Origin of the sequence: Lacrimispora sphenoides JCM 1415 (assembly GCF_900105615.1) — a bacterium.
GTDB lineage: Bacteria > Bacillota > Clostridia > Lachnospirales > Lachnospiraceae > Lacrimispora > Lacrimispora sphenoides.
Genome location: NZ_LT630003.1, coordinates 2,244,417 through 2,260,768, shown reverse-complemented (window position 1 = coordinate 2,260,768; position 16,352 = coordinate 2,244,417). Strand labels below are relative to the sequence as shown.

Genomic DNA, 16,352 nt, shown 5'->3' with positions numbered 1-16,352 from the left:
TGCCTCTGATATTGAAAAAATGGAACTTTGCTGAAAACAAAGCTTATGAAATCACAAAAATCGGGCAAAAATCTCAGTAGGAATAAAGAGCAGATTGGAGGAAAAGCCATGAAAACCATGACAGACAACTTTTTAATTTCCTTTCTTCAGAGATTTGACGAGCACCCTTTTGATGTAAAGCTCCGCGGAGAGACCTATCATATCGGGGAAGGGAATCCGGCGTTTATTGTGAACTTAAAAGAGGATATTGAGGGCAAGGATTTGCTGACCAGCACTTCGCTGGCACTTGGAGAAGCCTATATGAAAGGAACCCTGGATGTGGAAGGGGATCTGTATCACGCTTTGAATCATTTCCTTGGCCAGATGGGGAAATTTTCAATGGATCAGGGAAAGCTTAGAAAGCTGATTTTTTCATCCCAGTCCAAAAAAAATCAGGAGAAGGAGGTCACTTCCCATTATGATATCGGCAATGATTTCTACCGCCTTTGGCTTGATGATTCCTTAAGCTATTCCTGTGGATATTTTAAGACGGAAAATGATACCTTGCACGATGCCCAGTGCAATAAGGTGGAGAGGATATTAAAGAAGCTGTACTTAAAAAAGGATATGACTCTTTTGGATATCGGCTGCGGCTGGGGATTTTTACTGATTAAGGCGGCCAAGGAATACGGGGTGCAGGGAGTTGGGATCACCTTAAGCAAAGAGCAGAAAAAGAAATTTGAAGAACGGATCGAAGAGGAAGGCTTAACGGGCAGGGTGTCTGTGGAATTAATGGATTACCGGGATTTAAAAAGCTGGGGCAGAACCTTTGACCGGGTCGTCAGCGTTGGCATGCTGGAACACGTGGGAAGGGATAATTACGAGCTGTTTGTAAAAAATGCGGAGTCGGTGTTAAATCCCGGCGGATTGCTTCTTCTTCACTACATCAGCGCTCTGAAGGAATATCCCGGTGATCCGTGGATGAAAAAATATATTTTCCCGGGAGGCACCATACCAAGTCTCCGGGAAATGATCAATATTCTAAGCGAACACCGGTTTTACACCCTGGACGTGGAAAGTCTTCGCCGTCATTATTGTAAGACATTGCTTTTATGGGGACAGAATTTTAATGACCACCGTCCGGAAATCGAGGAGAAAATGGGCACAGAGTTTGCCAGAATGTGGGACCTATATTTAAGCTCCTGTGCCGCCACGTTTAACAATGGGGTCATCGATCTCCACCAGATTCTTGTATCCAAAGGGATAAACAATCACCTGCCTATGACAAGGTGGTATGAATAGCTAAGAAAAACCGTGCCTGTCCTGTCGTTTACTGAGGAGAAATAGTTGCCGTATTTGTGAAAGCATGTTATGATTCCATAGGATAAAATTGACAGGAAGTGGAAAGGGATCTTTGTATAACCGCATGAACAAAAGAAAAAAGAACTGGCTCCTGGTCCTGATTTATACAATCATGATTCTCCTTTGTTTTGGCATTGTCATGGTTGTGGATCACCTGGATACCTCCGACCGTGACAGGAAGGAAACGACCGGAAGTCCTTATGAGGAAAGCTCAGATAAATCAGGCCAGGAGGAAAGTACAGAAATAAATGATCTTATAAACCCTGATCCAGAGATAAATGGTGAAACGGGGAAGCAGGAAACCAGGAAAGAGATCAGGAAAAAGCAGCCGGCTAAGCCGCCTGTGATAGAAGAAGAGGAAGAGCCGGAGGAATATAAACCTCCTGTGATCGTGGTCGCCTCTGATGTCCATTATTATTCTCCGGATCTGACAGATTATGGGGAAGCCTTTGAAGAGATGGAAAAAGGTGACGATGGAAAGCTGGTCCATTATATTCCTCAGCTCATGGACGCATTTACGGCTGAAATGGAGGAACTTAAGCCATCTGCCGTGATTCTGAGCGGAGATCTTACTCTTAATGGGGAAAAGGCAGGGCATGAGGCATTGGCTCAGAAACTTGAGATACTGGAAGAAAAGGGTGTAAAGGTGCTTGTCATACCTGGAAACCATGATATCAACAATTATTTTTCAGCCTCCTATTTCGGCAAAGAGAAGGAGGTGGCGGATATCGTGGATCCAGAAGGCTTTTATAACATTTACCGCCGTTTTGGATATGACCAGGCAAGGAGCCGGGATGAGGATTCCTTAAGCTATGTTTATGAGCTGGATGAAAAAAACTGGCTTTTAATGCTTGACTCCGCCCAGTATGAACCCCTTAATAAAGTAGGGGGAAGAATCAAAGAAGAAACCCTTAAGTGGATGAATGAACAGCTGGAAGAGGCAAAGGATCTGGGGGTAACCGTGATACCGGTTGCTCATCATAACCTGTTAAAGGAAAGCATTCTCTATCCAAACGACTGCACCCTGGAAAACAGTCAGAATGTGATAGAGCTTTTGGAATCTTACCGGGTTCCTGTTTACATAAGCGGTCATCTGCATTTGCAGAGGACAAAGAAGCATAAGCCGGAACCGGGAGAGCGGGAAGATGCATACCACATCAGTGAGGTGGTGGCGGACTCCTTCGCTATCTCTCCCTGCAGATACGGCATTCTTAAATGGACGGAGGATGGAAGACTGGTTTATACTACCAGGGAAACGGATGTGGAACGCTGGGCAAAAAGTGCGGGAGTTTCTGATGAAAACCTTCTAATGTTTAAGGAATACGGCATGAAATTTCTTATAGATGTGATCAGCAGCCAGGTTTCCGGCAAAATCAAAAACCTGCCGGAGGAGCAGGTGGAAAAGATGGCAGGATTATATGGGGATATTAATAAAGCCTACTGTGAAGGGACTCCTGTTAATGCAAAGGAGATACGGTCAGAGGAAGCCTTCCGTCTATGGCAGAGGAATCTGCCTGACAGCAGGATGTTTGCTGAAATCGGCATGATTCTTAAGGATACAGGTAACGATCACAATACCTGGGAGTATGATCTTCAGAAAAAGGAGTGAAACAGAAGGGAAAAGCAGGGGACGCCTCTTTACAATTAATTTCATATCGTGATATAATTATGAAATAATATTACACAAAATATTGCACAAAGTTTGAGGTGGATTGTCTATGCAGGAAAATATTAGCGTATCCGGTGTTCTCTGCTCATCCTATGATTCGTTTTTTGAAGCGGAAAAAAAGATTGCGGATTATATTCTGGCACATAAAAGTGAAATAATCGATATGACAGTAGCGGAACTGGCTCTGGCAAGCGGAACAAGCGATGCCACTGTATCCAGATTCTGCAGAAGGTGCGGATTTAACGGTTTTCATCACTTAAAGATCAATCTGGCAAAAGAGGTGGCAGAGGAAAGAGGCAATTCCATTGAAGTCTCCAATGACATCAGCCGGGACAGCATTGCTCAGTCCCTTCAGAATATATTGGCCAATAAGGTAGCGGAACTGACCCAGACCATATCCATGATGGATCCGGAAGAGTTAGACCGGATTTTGTCTGTGATTGAACATGCCAGAACCGTGCAGCTGGTTGCTGTGGGAAATACCATACCGGTCGCTCTGGATGGCTCTTTTAAATTCAATCAACTGGGGATTCCGACCGTATCCGGTACCATCTGGGAGACACAGATGGCTTATACCTGCAATCTTAAGGAAGAGGATGCGATCATCATCATATCCAATTCCGGCTTTTCCAAGCGGTTAATGACTCTGGTGGCAGTTGCAAAAGAAAACCATACGCCAACCATTGCCATTACGAATAATTCGTCATCTCCTCTTGGACGTGCCTGTGATTACCATATTACGACTGCCACCAGAGAAAAGCTTCTTCTGGGAGAATTCTGTTTTTCCAGAGTGTCGGCTACGACAGTGATTGAAATATTGTATCTGTTTTTGTCTGTCAGCAAAAAGGATTCCCATGACCGCATCAGGCGTCATGAGATCGCGATTTCCGATGACAAGAAGTAAATCAGTTCCGCCGGTAAAACCGGCGGTTTATTTTAAGGAAAGACCCGTCTTACCTACCACATGCATACACATTCTTTCGCTGGCCCTTCCGGGCCTTTTTCTATGCAGTTTTTTCCCAAATCCCCTTAAAATTATAAATAGGATTTTATATTTCAAGAAAAGATGAAACTGAAAATCTTATAAATATACTCATTTATGTCGATATAATACACAAGAAGCTGGAAAAGGAAGGGATAAAGAGAGAATATATGCAGAAGATTTTACAATTACCTGAGAAAAAAATTTAAAGGAGATGTTAAGATGAACGAAGGAAAATTACTATGGAAAAACAGACTTTCAGTAAAGATTCCGATTACAATGGCTATAATAATCTTAATTGTCATTGTAGCAATGTGCTCCAGTTTAAGTTTGTTAGCAGGTACTACCGTAACCAGAATGACGGAGAAGGAGCTGAACTATATTGCAGATGAAAATGCAAAAGAAGTGCAGTCGTATTTAGACAGTATGCTTGTATTTTCCCAGGCGTTATCCTTAGAGGTGCAGAGATATCAGGCGCTTAACATGGCGGAAGCAGACAAAATGCTGAAAGATTCTTTACAGGGGGTATTAAATAATAACAAGATATTTTCAGCATATTATGCGTTTGAACCAAACAAATATATGGCGAATACACCCAACGGACTTTCTTATTATGCATTCCGTGACGGCTCCGGTATAGGTCTTGATGTTTTGAATGATTTTGGAACATATGAAAATGAAGATTACTATTTACCTGCAAAGAACAACTTATCCGTTCATGTAACAGAACCGTATGAGTACCAGCTTTCTACCGGTGAAAAGGTCTGGCTGATTACATTGAGCAGCCCTATTGTAAATAAAAACGGTGAATTTTTAGGGGTTGCTAATTGCGACATCGATATGTCCAGTATTGCTGGTCTGGACTACGCAGACGGAGGATATAAAACTTCCTACAGCTATATAGTCACAAATAATGGAACCTGCCTGGCACACACAATAGACAAAGGAATCGTTGGCAGCGTGCCGCAGTCTGTTTCAGATTATGAAGCGATTCGGAATGCAGTAACAGGCGGAAATTCGGTAACAGTTAAAATTAAGAATTCTTTTTCCCAGGGAAAACCTGCATTGGCTATTCATAAAGCACTTCATGTAGATGGGACTGATGTGAACTGGTCGAGTGCTTTTGTAGTGAATGAAAGCGAGGCAATGAACTCAGTGACAAATATGACTTTCGCACTAGCGGGTATTGGTACGATTGGATTAATTGTACTGATATTAGTCAGTGTTATGGCACTTAAGAAAGGTCTTGCTCCAGTGGATTCCGTCATGGATCTGGCAGAAAAGATGAGAAACGGTGATCTTTCCCACAGCAATAGGGACATGATTTATAAAAATGATGAATTAGGATTGCTGGCTAAGATTTTTACGGAAACTTCGGAAGTATTGGGCGGCTATATCAATGAAATCTCGGAAGTGCTTGAACATGTAGCTTCAGGCAATCTGGTTGTTTCAATTGACAGGGACTTTATGGGAGATTTTAATAAAATAAAGATTGATTTAAGCCGTATATTAAATTCTCTAAATAGTACGTTCCACGAAATGAGGGCAGCTGCTGAACAGGTGGCATCCGGTGCCGGACAGTTTTCTGACAGCTCCCAGTCATTGAGTCAGGGGGCAATCGAACAGGCTAGCTCGGTAGAAGAGCTTTCCGCTAAAATCATGGAAATCACCAATCAGGTCAAGGAAAGCGCAATGTACGCGAATAATGCAAATGAAAAGGCTGAGACTGTAGGAGCAGAACTGGAAAAAAGCAATAAACAGATGAATGAACTTTTAAAAGCCATGAATGATATCACTGTAACTTCAAGCCAGATTGGAATTATTATAAAGACGATAGAAGATATTGCATTCCAGACCAATATATTGGCTCTTAATGCGGCTGTTGAAGCGGCCAGAGCGGGAGAAGCAGGAAAAGGATTTGCAGTTGTTGCAGATGAAGTAAGAAATCTTGCATCAAAGAGTGCAGAGGCAGCTAAGAATACGACCGGATTAATTGAAAGTTCCCTTCATTCCGTAGAAGAAGGTGGTAGATTTGCTGAGATTACAGCGACTTCACTTGGAAAGGTTGTAGCAGGCGCCAAAGAAATTATTTCAGATATTGCAGAAATTTCAGAGAAATCAAAAGTGCAGTCTTCCTCTTTAGAAGAAGTTACCGCAGGCATTGATCAGATTTCAAATGTCGTTCAGAACAATGCGGCTATCGCTGAGGAAAGCGCAGCGACCAGTCAGGAATTATCGGCACAGGCTCAGATGCTTAAAGAACAGATTGCAAGATTTAGGATTAAATAAAAGTACATGAAACTCCAGGTTTGCACAAGGTCAGGATGGCTGTGCAAACCTGTTTTTTTACAAAAGCTTTATTTAAGAGCGATTTCTATAATAAACAAAGCTGAAGTTGCAGATATTATGAGATAGGCTTACGGTTATGTTAACAAGTTAATTGATATAAAAGGACGGTTTTTTTCTTGCAATTATGATAGAAAAATTGTGCAAGATCCTGAAAAAACACAAGAAACAATATTTCTTGAAGAAACATATTGACGAAATAAATCAATCGTAGTATATTGTAAAAGAGGGAAGAAATAAAATTTTATATATAAAAGGAGAGGTGACATATGATTTACACCGTAACATTTAATCCGGCATTGGATTATGTCGTAAGGGTAGATCACTTTGCACTGGGAGCAGTCAATAGAACGAAGCAGGAAAGCATCTATTATGGGGGAAAAGGACTCAATGTATCTGCGGTTTTATCGACTTTGGGGTATGGAAATACCGCACTGGGCTTTGTGGCAGGGTTTACCGGAGATGAAATTGAACGGGGAGTGAAAGGGCTGGGATTTCATTCGGATTTTATCCGCGTTGAAAAGGGGCTGTCCAGGATCAATGTGAAGCTTAGATCCCAGGAAGAAACAGAAATCAATGGCATGGGCCCTGAGATCACCGGAAAAGACGTAAAGCAGCTTTTTGAAAAGCTGGACCGTCTGACAGCAGGGGATGTGCTGGTCTTATCTGGCAGCATTCCTAAATCCATTGACGATGACATCTATGAGCGGATCATGGAGTCTTTAGACGGAAGGGGAGTCCGTATCGTGGTGGATGCTACAAAGGATTTGCTTATTAATGTACTTCCTTATCATCCGTTCCTTATTAAGCCCAATAATCATGAGCTGGGAGAAATGTTTGGCGTAACCTTACATGGCCCGGAGGAGATCATTGATTACGGAAAGCGTCTTCAGGAAAAAGGTGCCAGAAATGTACTGATTTCCATGGCAGGAGACGGAGCGATCCTGATTACGGAAGAAGAGGAAGTATTCCGGATGGGAGTGCCTAAAGGAACGGTGAAGAATTCCGTGGGAGCAGGAGATTCCATGGTGGCAGGATTTATTGCAGGTTACTTGGAAAACGGCAGCTTTAAGCATGCCCTGCGTCTGGGAAGCGCAGCGGGAAGTGCCAGTGCCTTTTCGGAGGGGCTTGCAGGCAGGGAAGATATTATGAGATTGTATGAAGAATTATCAAAGGAGGGGTTTTGATGAAAATTTCAGAATTGTTAAAAAAGGAAAGCATTGAGCTGGGAGTAAAGGTTACAAGCAAGGAAGAAGCCATCGACAGGCTGGTCGGCTTAATGGAAGCCGGCGGAAGGCTTAAGGATCAAGCTGGATACAAGGAAGGCATTCTGGCAAGAGAGGCCCTTGGAAGTACGGCGGTTGGTGACGGAATCGCCATTCCCCATGCAAAGGTGGCAGCGGTAAAGGAGCCGGGCCTTTCTGCGATCGTAGTGCCGGAAGGTGTGGATTATGAGGCTTTTGACGGTTCCCTTGCTCATTTGATTTTCATGATCGCGGCACCTGAGGGAGAAGCGGATGTTCACCTGGAGGCGTTGTCCAGGCTTTCTACTCTTCTTATGGACCCGGATTTTAAGGGTGATTTAACAAAAGCCAGGTCAAAGGAAGAATTTTTACAGCTCATTGACGATAAAGAGTCAGAACGGTATCAGAAGAAGGAAGTAAAAGCGGAACCGGCGGCAAAGGTTCCCAGGGGATATCAGGTTTTGGCAGTGACTGCATGTCCCACTGGAATTGCCCATACCTTTATGGCTGCAGAGAACTTAGAGCAGCAGGGGAAGAAGCTTGGAATTCCCCTTAAGGCGGAGACCAACGGAGCAGAAGGAGTAGGCAATGCTCTGACAAAAGAGGAGATTGCCGCAGCAGACGGAATCATCATAGCAGCGGATAAGAAGGTTGATATGGCCCGCTTTGACGGAAAGCGGGTGGTCGTGGCCACTGTAACAGAAGGAATCCAAAAGGGAGAAGAACTGGTCAAACGGGCAGTCAGCCCGGAAACTCCTGTTTACCATCATTCCGGATCTGCTTCCTCATCAGAAAGCGGAGACCAGGAGAATGTCGGCCGCTCCATCTATAAACATTTGATGAACGGCGTTTCCCATATGCTTCCTTTCGTGATCGGCGGAGGTATTTTGATCGCCCTGGCGTTCCTGTTTGATGATTATTCCATTGATCCTTCTAATTTTGGAAAGAACACTCCCCTGGCCGCTTATTTAAAAACCATTGGGGAACAGGCCTTTGGAATGATGCTTCCGGTTCTGGCAGGATATATTGCCATGAGCATTGCAGACCGTCCCGGTCTGGCAGTGGGATTTGTCGGCGGGCTTATTGCTAAAATGGGTGCAACGTTTGCAAACCCGGCTGGCGGAAGTGTAAACTCAGGCTTCCTTGGAGCCTTGTTAGCCGGGTTTATCGGCGGTTACATTGTAATCATGCTTAAAAAGGTATTTGGCAAGCTTCCAAAGTCCCTGGAAGGAATCAAACCTGTTCTTTTGTATCCTTTAATCGGTATTTTCCTTGTAGCTGTGGTAACGACCTTTATCAATCCTTTTGTAGGCGCTATTAACGATGGACTTACAGGCCTGTTAAACGGTATGGGCGGCACCAGCAAGATCATCCTTGGAGTTGTCGTGGGAGGCATGATGTCCGTAGATATGGGAGGTCCTGTGAATAAGGCTGCTTATGTGTTTGGTACGGCTCAGCTGGCGGAAGGCAATTTTGATATTATGGCAGCTGTTATGGCTGGCGGTATGGTTCCGCCAATTGCCGTTGCTCTCTGCACCACATTTTTTAAAAAGAAATTTACGGAGAAAGAGCGTCAGTCCGGCGTGGTCAACTATATTATGGGATTATCCTTTATTTCTGAGGGAGCCATCCCCTTTGCAGCTGCTGATCCCATCCGTGTGATTCCTTCCTGTATCGTCGGTTCTGCAATAGCAGGCGGCCTTTCCATGGCTCTTGGCTGTACCCTTCGGGCACCTCATGGCGGGATATTCGTCCTTCCTACCATTGGAAATCCCTTGGGATACCTGTTAGCCATTGTCATTGGTTCTGCTGCAGGCTGCCTCGTAATGGCGGCATTAAAGAAGAATCTGGAAACAGAGTAAATTATTTAAAGCGTCCCGGCATAACGGCTGGGGCGCTTTATGCTTACCGGTCAGGTATGGTTGGGGTGGATTTTTAGATGATTATGTTCTATAATTTAGAGAAGCAGGATAGAATCGCCCAAAAGAGAACAGGAAGGAGAACAATATGTACCAATGCTGTATATTTGATCTGGACGGAACCATTATCAACACCATTCATTCCCTTGCTTACAGTATAAGCCTGACCATGGAGCATTTTGGCTATGGATCAATCGATGTGGATCACACCAAGAAGTTTGTAGGGGATGGATTTAAAAAGCTGGTGGAACGGGCCCTTATTTATTCGGGAGATGATAAGCTGATCCATTATGAGGAAGCCCTTGCATTTTATGAGGAAACCTTTGAGAAAAACTGCCTTTACAAGGTGGAGGCATACGAAGGGATGACAGAGTTTCTGACATTTCTTAAGGATAAGGGAATTAAGATCGGGGTTCTGACCAACAAAGGTCATGAACGGGCCGTTGAATGCGTGGAAGCCGTTTACGGCAAAGGATTTTTTGATTTAATTACCGGAGAGGGCAATGGGGTCAAATGCAAGCCTGATCCATCAGGAGCCTTCATGACAGCAGAGTATTTTCATGCAAAGCCATCGGAATGTCTTTATTTTGGAGATACCAATACCGATATGAAGACAGGTATCAATGCTGGAATGGACACGGCAGCCGTAACCTGGGGTTTTCGTGAACGGGCGGAGCTGGAAGCATTTCATCCCAGGTACATGATAAATCATCCCAATGAGATTAAGTATGTTTTTGAATAAAATTTCAAAATAAAGGGAAATTAAGGAGAGATATGAATGAGTATCTCTTCTTTTTATTTGACAATATGGGAGGAACCATGACGAAACACTTAAAATGGGGATTGATTATGATAGCGGCCGTCTGGGCCGCCTTAATTGGGACGATGCTTGGATATGCCTGGAACATCATGCATATGCCCAAAGCTCCCAAGCTGCAGATGCCTCAGCTTCAAAATACGAATATAAGCATTGAGACCCAGGAAAAGATGGAGGGCTACTGGACGGTAGCGGTGTTTGGCGTGGATTCCAGGGAGGGGACCCTGGATAAAGGGACCCGGTCGGATATGCAGATGATCCTTAATGTAGATCTTGGAACAGGAGAAATACGCATTGTTTCAATCTACCGGGACACCTATTTACGGATAGACGAGAAGGAGCGCTATGATAAGATCAATGAGGCATATTTTAAAGGAGGACCGAAACAGGCCATAGAGGCCCTAAAGGATAATCTGGATCTGACCATTGACGATTACGCGTCATTTAGCTGGAAGGCCGTTGCTGATGCCATCAATCTTCTGGGAGGGATCGATGTGGATATCAGTCATGAGGAATTCCGGGTGATTAACGGCTTTATTACGGAAACGGTGGAATCAACGGGCGTAGGCTCCTATCACTTAAAAGAGGAAGGCCCTAACCATTTGGACGGGGTCCAGGCAGTTGCCTATGCAAGGCTCAGAAAAATGGATACGGACTTTAAACGGACGGAACGTCAGAGAGAAGTGGTCGACTTAGCGCTTAAAAAGGCCAGGGAAGCGGATGCCGCAACCTTAAGCAAGGTGGCTGCTGCCGTGCTTCCCCAGATATCCACCAGCGTCGGAATGAAGGATCTGCTTCCTATGATGAAAAATATAAAAAGGTTTCACCTGACTGAAACGGAAGGATTTCCATCAAAGCTTAAGGATGTCATGATCGGTAAAAGAGACTGTGTTGTCCCGGTGACCTTGGAATCAAACGTAAAAAGGCTTCATCAGTTCCTGTTTGATGAAGAAAACTATGAACCCTCAGAGACGGTAAAAGAGATCAGCAGACAGATCGAGCTCCGGATAAAAAATAAGAAATAATAGGTGTTTGGCCTGTAGAGACAGGGGGAAGTTTTTCTTCTTATGCCTTTTACAGGCCTTTTCCTGTTTTAAAAAAAAACTATCCTTTTCCTTCTGAATAAAATGTGCTATACTATGCTGATGGAATCAGATAGGAGAATGATAATGAATAAAAAAAGCTTAAAAAAACTCCTGTTTTTATGCCTTGCCATTCCTTTTGCAGCCGTGGCATTATTGGGCTGCAGCAGAAATGAAAGGCCCTCATATACGGGAGAATCTAAGCTCAAGGTTGTGACGACCCTGTTTCCATATTATGACTTTACAAGACAGGTGGCCGGTGACAAGGTGGAACTGACCATGGTGGTTCCGGCAGGAATGGACAGCCATTCCTTCGAGCCAACTCCCGCAGATGTACAGGTCATCCGGGAGGCAGATGTTTTAATATGCAACGGCGGGGCCTTAGAACACTGGCTTTCCCAGGTTCTCAATGCAGTTGATTCCGGTTCCATGGCGGTTGTCACGGGTATGGACCAGGTGAATGCGGTGCAGGAAGAACTGGTGGAAGGGATGGAAGAGGAAAAACACCATGAAGACGATGACGGCCATGGCGGGGATATAGAATATGATGAGCATATCTGGACCTCTCCTGTGAATGCCATGATCCTGGTGGAGTCGATCCGGGATACCCTTTCAGAAAAAGATCCGGAAAACCGGAGTTATTATGAAGAGAGAGCAAAGTCATACCTTGAAAAGCTTAAAAAACTCGACGATGAGTTCCGTAAGGTGACAGAAAATAAAAAGCGGGATATGATCGTTGTAGGAGATAAATTTCCGTTCCGTTATCTGGCAGATGAATACGGCCTGTCTTACCGGGCAGCGTTTTCCGGCTGCAGCACGGATACGGAACCAAGTGCAAGAACCATTGCATATCTCATTGACAAAATGCGCTTGGAACAGATTCCGGTGATTTATTACCTGGAGCTTTCCAGTCACCGGGTGTCTGAGATCATTGCAGAGGAGACAGGGGCAGAACCCCTTTTGCTTCATTCCTGCCACAATGTTTCAAGAAGAGAGTTTGACAGCGGTGTCACCTATCTCGACCTTATGGAGCAGAATGTGATTAATTTAAAAAGAGGATTGGATGAATGAGCCCATTAATACAATGCAGTCATGTGGATTTTGGATATGAGAACCAGGATGCTGTAGTGGATGTGACTATGGACGTTAATCCGGGGGAGTATGTCTGCATCGTGGGAGAGAACGGTTCCGGAAAAAGTACTTTGATGAAGGGACTTTTAGGGCTGTTAAAGCCCACAGGCGGGGTCATATCCGTGTCCGATGAATTGAAAAAGAGCGGGATCGGCTATCTGCCTCAACAGAATGCGGCTCAAAAGGATTTTCCGGCAACGGTCCGTGAGGTGGTCTTATCCGGCTGTTTAAGCCGCAGAGGAAGCTGGCCCTTTTATTCCGGTAAGGAAAAAAGGCTTGCAGTTAAAAATATGGAGCGTTTAGGAATTATGGGCATTGCCGGTAAATGCTACCGTGAATTATCAGGAGGCCAGCAGCAGAGAACCCTGATTGCAAGAGCTCTTTGCGCCACGGATAAGCTTCTGATCATGGATGAACCTATTACAGGTCTGGATCCCTCGGCCATTGCGGAATTCTATGAGATTATCCGTAAATTGAACCGTGAGGAAGGGGTTGCCATTCTAATGGTATCCCATGATGTGGCCAATGCTGTAAAAGAGGCGGACATGATCCTTCATTTGAAACGGGAGGTCTTATTCTACGGGACAACAAAGGAGTATTTAAAAAGCAAAGCCGGATATTTTTATACAGGGGGTGCGTGAAGTTGGGAATGATGAGTGAAATGCTGTCCTATCCGTTTCTGGTACGGGCCTTGGCAGGAGGAATCCTGGTTTCTTTATGTGCTTCTCTTTTAGGCGTCAGCCTGGTGTTAAAACGGTATTCCATGATTGGTGACGGACTGTCTCATGTCTCCTTTGGAGCCTTGTCCTTTGCAGTGGCTTTTGGCTGGTCTCCGTTAAAGATATCTGTTCCGGTGGTGGTGATTGCTGCATTTTTCCTGCTGCGCATCAGGTCGAACGGAAAGATGAAAAGTGACGCAGCCATCGCCATGATATCTGCCGTTGCACTGGCGGCGGGCATTATCGTTACCTCCATGACGACCGGAATGACGACGGATGTAAGCAGCTATATGTTTGGAAGCATACTGGCTATGAGCAAGGAGGATGTCCGTTTAAGCGTGATCCTGTCCTTTTTTGTGCTGGGGCTGTTTTTGATTTGCTATAACAAAATTTTTGCAGTGACCTTTGACGAAAGCTTTGCAAGGGCAACGGGAGTGAATGTATCCTGGTACAATGTTTTGATAGCGGTACTGACCGCCGTCACCATCGTTCTGGGTATGAGGATGATGGGAGCCATGCTGATCTCCAGCCTCATCATTTTCCCTTCCCTTACCTCGATGAGGGTATTTAAAAGCTTCCGTGGAGTGGTGATATCTTCCGGAATTTTATCAGTTGTTTGTTTTGTGATCGGCATGATGGCATCGTACCGTTATTCTACCCCGGCGGGAGCCAGCGTGGTGATGGTGAATCTGGCGGCATTTTTGATTTTCTCAGCTATAGACTATGGAGTGAGAATGAGCCGGGCCGATAAAAAAGCGGGACAGGGTACCGCAGGAAAAGAGGAATGACAGTGAGATGAACGTGGAAGAAAAAAGATTAAAGCGTGCCAGGCGGCACGTGAGTCAGACCCAGTTTATTGCTTATGGTTTTTTCTGTCTGATCTTAACAGGAGCCCTGCTATTGATGCTTCCGATTTCCAGCAGGGATGGACAGTCTGAAGACTTTTTGAGCTGTCTGTTTACTGCGACCAGCGCCTCCTGTGTGACGGGACTGATCGTCAGGGATACCTGGACCCAGTGGTCTTTGTTTGGACAGATGGTGATAATTACAATGATACAGATCGGGGGCCTTGGGTTTGTTACGGTGGGCGTGTTTATCTCCATCGTGCTCAGGCGGAAGATAGGCTTAAAAGAGAGAGGGCTTTTGCAGGAAAGCGTTAATACGTTGCAGATCGGCGGAGTTGTAAGGCTGGCGAAAGGGATTATAAAAGGAACCTTTCTCATTGAAGGAACAGGAGCCATACTTCTGGCCCTCCGTTTTGTTCCTAAATACGGGTTCTGGAGAGGAACGTTTTATGGCATTTTCCACTCCATATCAGCCTTCTGCAATGCAGGATTTGATTTAATGGGAAATCTGAAGCCTTTTAATTCCTTAGTTTCCTATTACGATGACTGGCTGGTGAATCTGGTCATTATGTCTTTAATCATCATAGGCGGTATCGGTTTTATCGTGTGGGAAGATATCTATAAGAATAAGCTTCACTTTAAAAAATATATGCTGCATACCAAAATGGTTTTGGTGAGTACCACAGTTCTGGTTTTTGGAGGAGGACTCCTTTTCTATCTGCTGGAGCGGAACAATCTTTTGGTTGGGATGAATGCAAGCGGACAGATCTTAACCTCCCTGTTCAGTTCCGTAACTGCCAGAACAGCCGGTTTTAATACCACTGATACGGCATCATTGACCGATGGAAGTAAGCTCCTTACCATAATCCTCATGTTCATCGGAGGAAGCCCCGGGTCAACCGCGGGAGGTATTAAGACGACTACAATCTTTGTCCTTCTTATGTGCGTACATTCCAACATCAAACAGACCTACGGGGTCAATATATTCGGAAGGCGTCTGGAAGAGGGCGTCATCAAGCGCGCAGGCGCTATTTTGACCATCAACCTGTTTTTGGCTCTCTCTGCTTCCCTGGCGATTATGGCAATTCAGCCTTTGGGATTTTCGGACATACTGTTTGAAACGGCATCAGCCATCGGAACAGTGGGTATGACCACAGGTATCACAAGGGATCTTTATTCTGTATCAAAGGTGATCATTATTATCCTCATGTACAGCGGAAGGATCGGAAGCTTGTCCTTTGCCCTGGCATTTGCTCAAAGTCATCGCAAGGCTCATGTGGAACAAGTAGCAGAAACCATTAATGTGGGTTAAAGGAAAGGGAGTAAAATCATGAAATCAGTATTAATTATTGGACTTGGCCGGTTTGGCCATCATCTGTGTCTTAATATGGCGAGGCTTGGAAATGATGTTATGATCGTGGACCAGAAGGAAGAGTGCCTGGAAGACTTACTTCCATATGTAACCAGCGCAAAGATTGGTGACTGTACCAATGAAACGGTATTAAAAAGCCTGGGAATCGCAAATTTCGATCTGTGTTTTGTATGTATCGGAACGAATTTCCAGAGTAGTCTGGAGATCACCAGTCTGGTAAAGGAACTGGGAGGCAGAAGAGTGATCAGTAAGGCCAACCGTGACATCCATGCCAAATTCCTGCTGAGAAACGGAGCGGATGAAGTCATTTATCCGGACCGGGACATTGCAGAAAAGCTGGCCGTCCGCTACAGCACGGATCATGTGTTTGACTATATTGAGCTAACTCCGGAATACTCGATCTACGAGATCCCGCCTCTTCCGGAATGGGTGCATAAATCCATAAGGGAAGCGGATATCAGAAACCGGTATCACATCAGTGTCCTGGGAATCAAGCGGGAGGGCAGGGCCCAGCTCATGCCGCCGGCAGACTATGTAATCCAGGCTCAGGAGCATTTGATGGTGATTGGCAAAAGAGAGCATATTGAGCATATATTAAAGGAACTAAAGTAAAGAAGCAATAGGAGGTTTGTTATGCCTGCATGGTTAGCTTCTAATGGTTCGACGGTTTTAGTAGCCCTTGTCCTATTGGTACTGGTGTGTTTTTCAGTCAGACAATTCATAAAAAATAAGGGAAAAGGCGGCTGCGGACATTGCAGTGGAGGATGCAGCCACTGCAGCGGTAGCTGCGGTCATTGTGTTTTTGGAAATGCGGATGATGAACAGAAGGATTGAGAAAGAGTAAAAAGCGGAAGGAGGATGCCTGATTTTTATGCGGCATCCTCC

14 protein-coding genes are annotated in these 16,352 nt (G+C 44.8%); all 14 read left to right on the top strand.

The window, feature by feature from the left end; genetic code table 11:
• The first annotated feature begins 108 nt into the window (after positions 1-108).
• The 14 genes from BMX69_RS10125 (at position 109) to BMX69_RS10060 (ending at position 16,301) form a co-directional block, all read left to right on the top strand.
• Positions 109-1,281 carry an SAM-dependent methyltransferase gene (locus BMX69_RS10125; RefSeq protein ID WP_100042275.1) on the top strand — a complete coding sequence of 391 codons (1,173 nt, stop codon included), beginning with the start codon at positions 109-111 and terminating at the stop codon, positions 1,279-1,281.
• A 124-nt stretch (positions 1,282-1,405) separates the two neighbouring features.
• Positions 1,406-2,950: a metallophosphoesterase gene (locus BMX69_RS10120; RefSeq protein WP_100042274.1), complete on the top strand. Its 1,545-nt coding sequence runs from the start codon at positions 1,406-1,408 to the stop codon at positions 2,948-2,950.
• 109 nt (positions 2,951-3,059) lie between these two features.
• Positions 3,060-3,914: a MurR/RpiR family transcriptional regulator gene (locus tag BMX69_RS10115; RefSeq protein ID WP_025233613.1), complete on the top strand. Its 855-nt coding sequence runs from the start codon at positions 3,060-3,062 to the stop codon at positions 3,912-3,914.
• A gap of 300 nt (positions 3,915-4,214) precedes the next feature.
• Complete coding sequence (locus BMX69_RS10110; RefSeq protein ID WP_054789942.1) at positions 4,215-6,281, top strand: methyl-accepting chemotaxis protein; 2,067 nt, start codon at positions 4,215-4,217, stop codon at positions 6,279-6,281.
• Between the two features lie 326 nt (positions 6,282-6,607).
• A complete protein-coding gene (pfkB, locus tag BMX69_RS10105; protein WP_054789943.1) occupies positions 6,608-7,525 on the top strand; it encodes a 1-phosphofructokinase in 918 nt (305 codons plus the stop codon).
• Positions 7,525-9,444, top strand: a complete 1,920-nt coding sequence (locus tag BMX69_RS10100) for a PTS fructose transporter subunit IIABC (protein WP_100042273.1) — start codon at positions 7,525-7,527, stop codon at positions 9,442-9,444. Before pfkB ends, BMX69_RS10100 begins: the two co-directional genes overlap by 1 nt.
• A 145-nt stretch (positions 9,445-9,589) precedes the next feature.
• Entirely contained in the window at positions 9,590-10,243 is a 654-nt protein-coding gene (locus BMX69_RS10095) for an HAD family hydrolase (RefSeq protein ID WP_054789944.1), read from the top strand.
• 32 nt (positions 10,244-10,275) lie between these two features.
• Positions 10,276-11,343: an LCP family protein gene (locus BMX69_RS10090; RefSeq protein ID WP_242941400.1), complete on the top strand. Its 1,068-nt coding sequence runs from the start codon at positions 10,276-10,278 to the stop codon at positions 11,341-11,343.
• A 120-nt stretch (positions 11,344-11,463) separates the two neighbouring features.
• Entirely contained in the window at positions 11,464-12,471 is a 1,008-nt protein-coding gene (locus BMX69_RS10085; protein ID WP_408610340.1) for a metal ABC transporter substrate-binding protein, read from the top strand.
• A complete protein-coding gene (locus BMX69_RS10080; protein WP_100042271.1) occupies positions 12,468-13,172 on the top strand; it encodes a metal ABC transporter ATP-binding protein in 705 nt (234 codons plus the stop codon). Before BMX69_RS10085 ends, BMX69_RS10080 begins: the two co-directional genes overlap by 4 nt.
• An 8-nt stretch (positions 13,173-13,180) precedes the next feature.
• Positions 13,181-14,038, top strand: coding sequence for a metal ABC transporter permease (locus BMX69_RS10075; protein WP_330387730.1), 858 nt, complete (start codon positions 13,181-13,183; stop codon positions 14,036-14,038).
• A gap of 7 nt (positions 14,039-14,045) precedes the next feature.
• Complete coding sequence (locus BMX69_RS10070) at positions 14,046-15,407, top strand: TrkH family potassium uptake protein (protein WP_100042269.1); 1,362 nt, start codon at positions 14,046-14,048, stop codon at positions 15,405-15,407.
• 18 nt (positions 15,408-15,425) lie between these two features.
• Positions 15,426-16,079 (top strand): potassium channel family protein, encoded by a 654-nt coding sequence (locus BMX69_RS10065; protein ID WP_025233603.1) that lies wholly within the window; start codon positions 15,426-15,428, stop codon positions 16,077-16,079.
• Positions 16,080-16,100: 21 nt separating this feature from the next.
• Complete coding sequence (locus BMX69_RS10060; protein WP_100042268.1) at positions 16,101-16,301, top strand: FeoB-associated Cys-rich membrane protein; 201 nt, start codon at positions 16,101-16,103, stop codon at positions 16,299-16,301.
• The last annotated feature ends 51 nt before the right edge of the window (positions 16,302-16,352 follow it).

Coding starts and splice junctions, on each gene's coding strand:
- BMX69_RS10125 (WP_100042275.1), top strand. CDS start 109: ATGAAAACCATGACAGACAACTTTTTAATTTCCTTTCTTCAGAGATTT.
- BMX69_RS10120 (WP_100042274.1), top strand. CDS start 1,406: ATGAACAAAAGAAAAAAGAACTGGCTCCTGGTCCTGATTTATACAATC.
- BMX69_RS10115 (WP_025233613.1), top strand. CDS start 3,060: ATGCAGGAAAATATTAGCGTATCCGGTGTTCTCTGCTCATCCTATGAT.
- BMX69_RS10110 (WP_054789942.1), top strand. CDS start 4,215: ATGAACGAAGGAAAATTACTATGGAAAAACAGACTTTCAGTAAAGATT.
- pfkB (WP_054789943.1), top strand. CDS start 6,608: ATGATTTACACCGTAACATTTAATCCGGCATTGGATTATGTCGTAAGG.
- BMX69_RS10100 (WP_100042273.1), top strand. CDS start 7,525: ATGAAAATTTCAGAATTGTTAAAAAAGGAAAGCATTGAGCTGGGAGTA.
- BMX69_RS10095 (WP_054789944.1), top strand. CDS start 9,590: ATGTACCAATGCTGTATATTTGATCTGGACGGAACCATTATCAACACC.
- BMX69_RS10090 (WP_242941400.1), top strand. CDS start 10,276: ATGAATGAGTATCTCTTCTTTTTATTTGACAATATGGGAGGAACCATG.
- BMX69_RS10085 (WP_408610340.1), top strand. CDS start 11,464: ATGGAATCAGATAGGAGAATGATAATGAATAAAAAAAGCTTAAAAAAA.
- BMX69_RS10080 (WP_100042271.1), top strand. CDS start 12,468: ATGAGCCCATTAATACAATGCAGTCATGTGGATTTTGGATATGAGAAC.
- BMX69_RS10075 (WP_330387730.1), top strand. CDS start 13,181: ATGATGAGTGAAATGCTGTCCTATCCGTTTCTGGTACGGGCCTTGGCA.
- BMX69_RS10070 (WP_100042269.1), top strand. CDS start 14,046: ATGAACGTGGAAGAAAAAAGATTAAAGCGTGCCAGGCGGCACGTGAGT.
- BMX69_RS10065 (WP_025233603.1), top strand. CDS start 15,426: ATGAAATCAGTATTAATTATTGGACTTGGCCGGTTTGGCCATCATCTG.
- BMX69_RS10060 (WP_100042268.1), top strand. CDS start 16,101: ATGCCTGCATGGTTAGCTTCTAATGGTTCGACGGTTTTAGTAGCCCTT.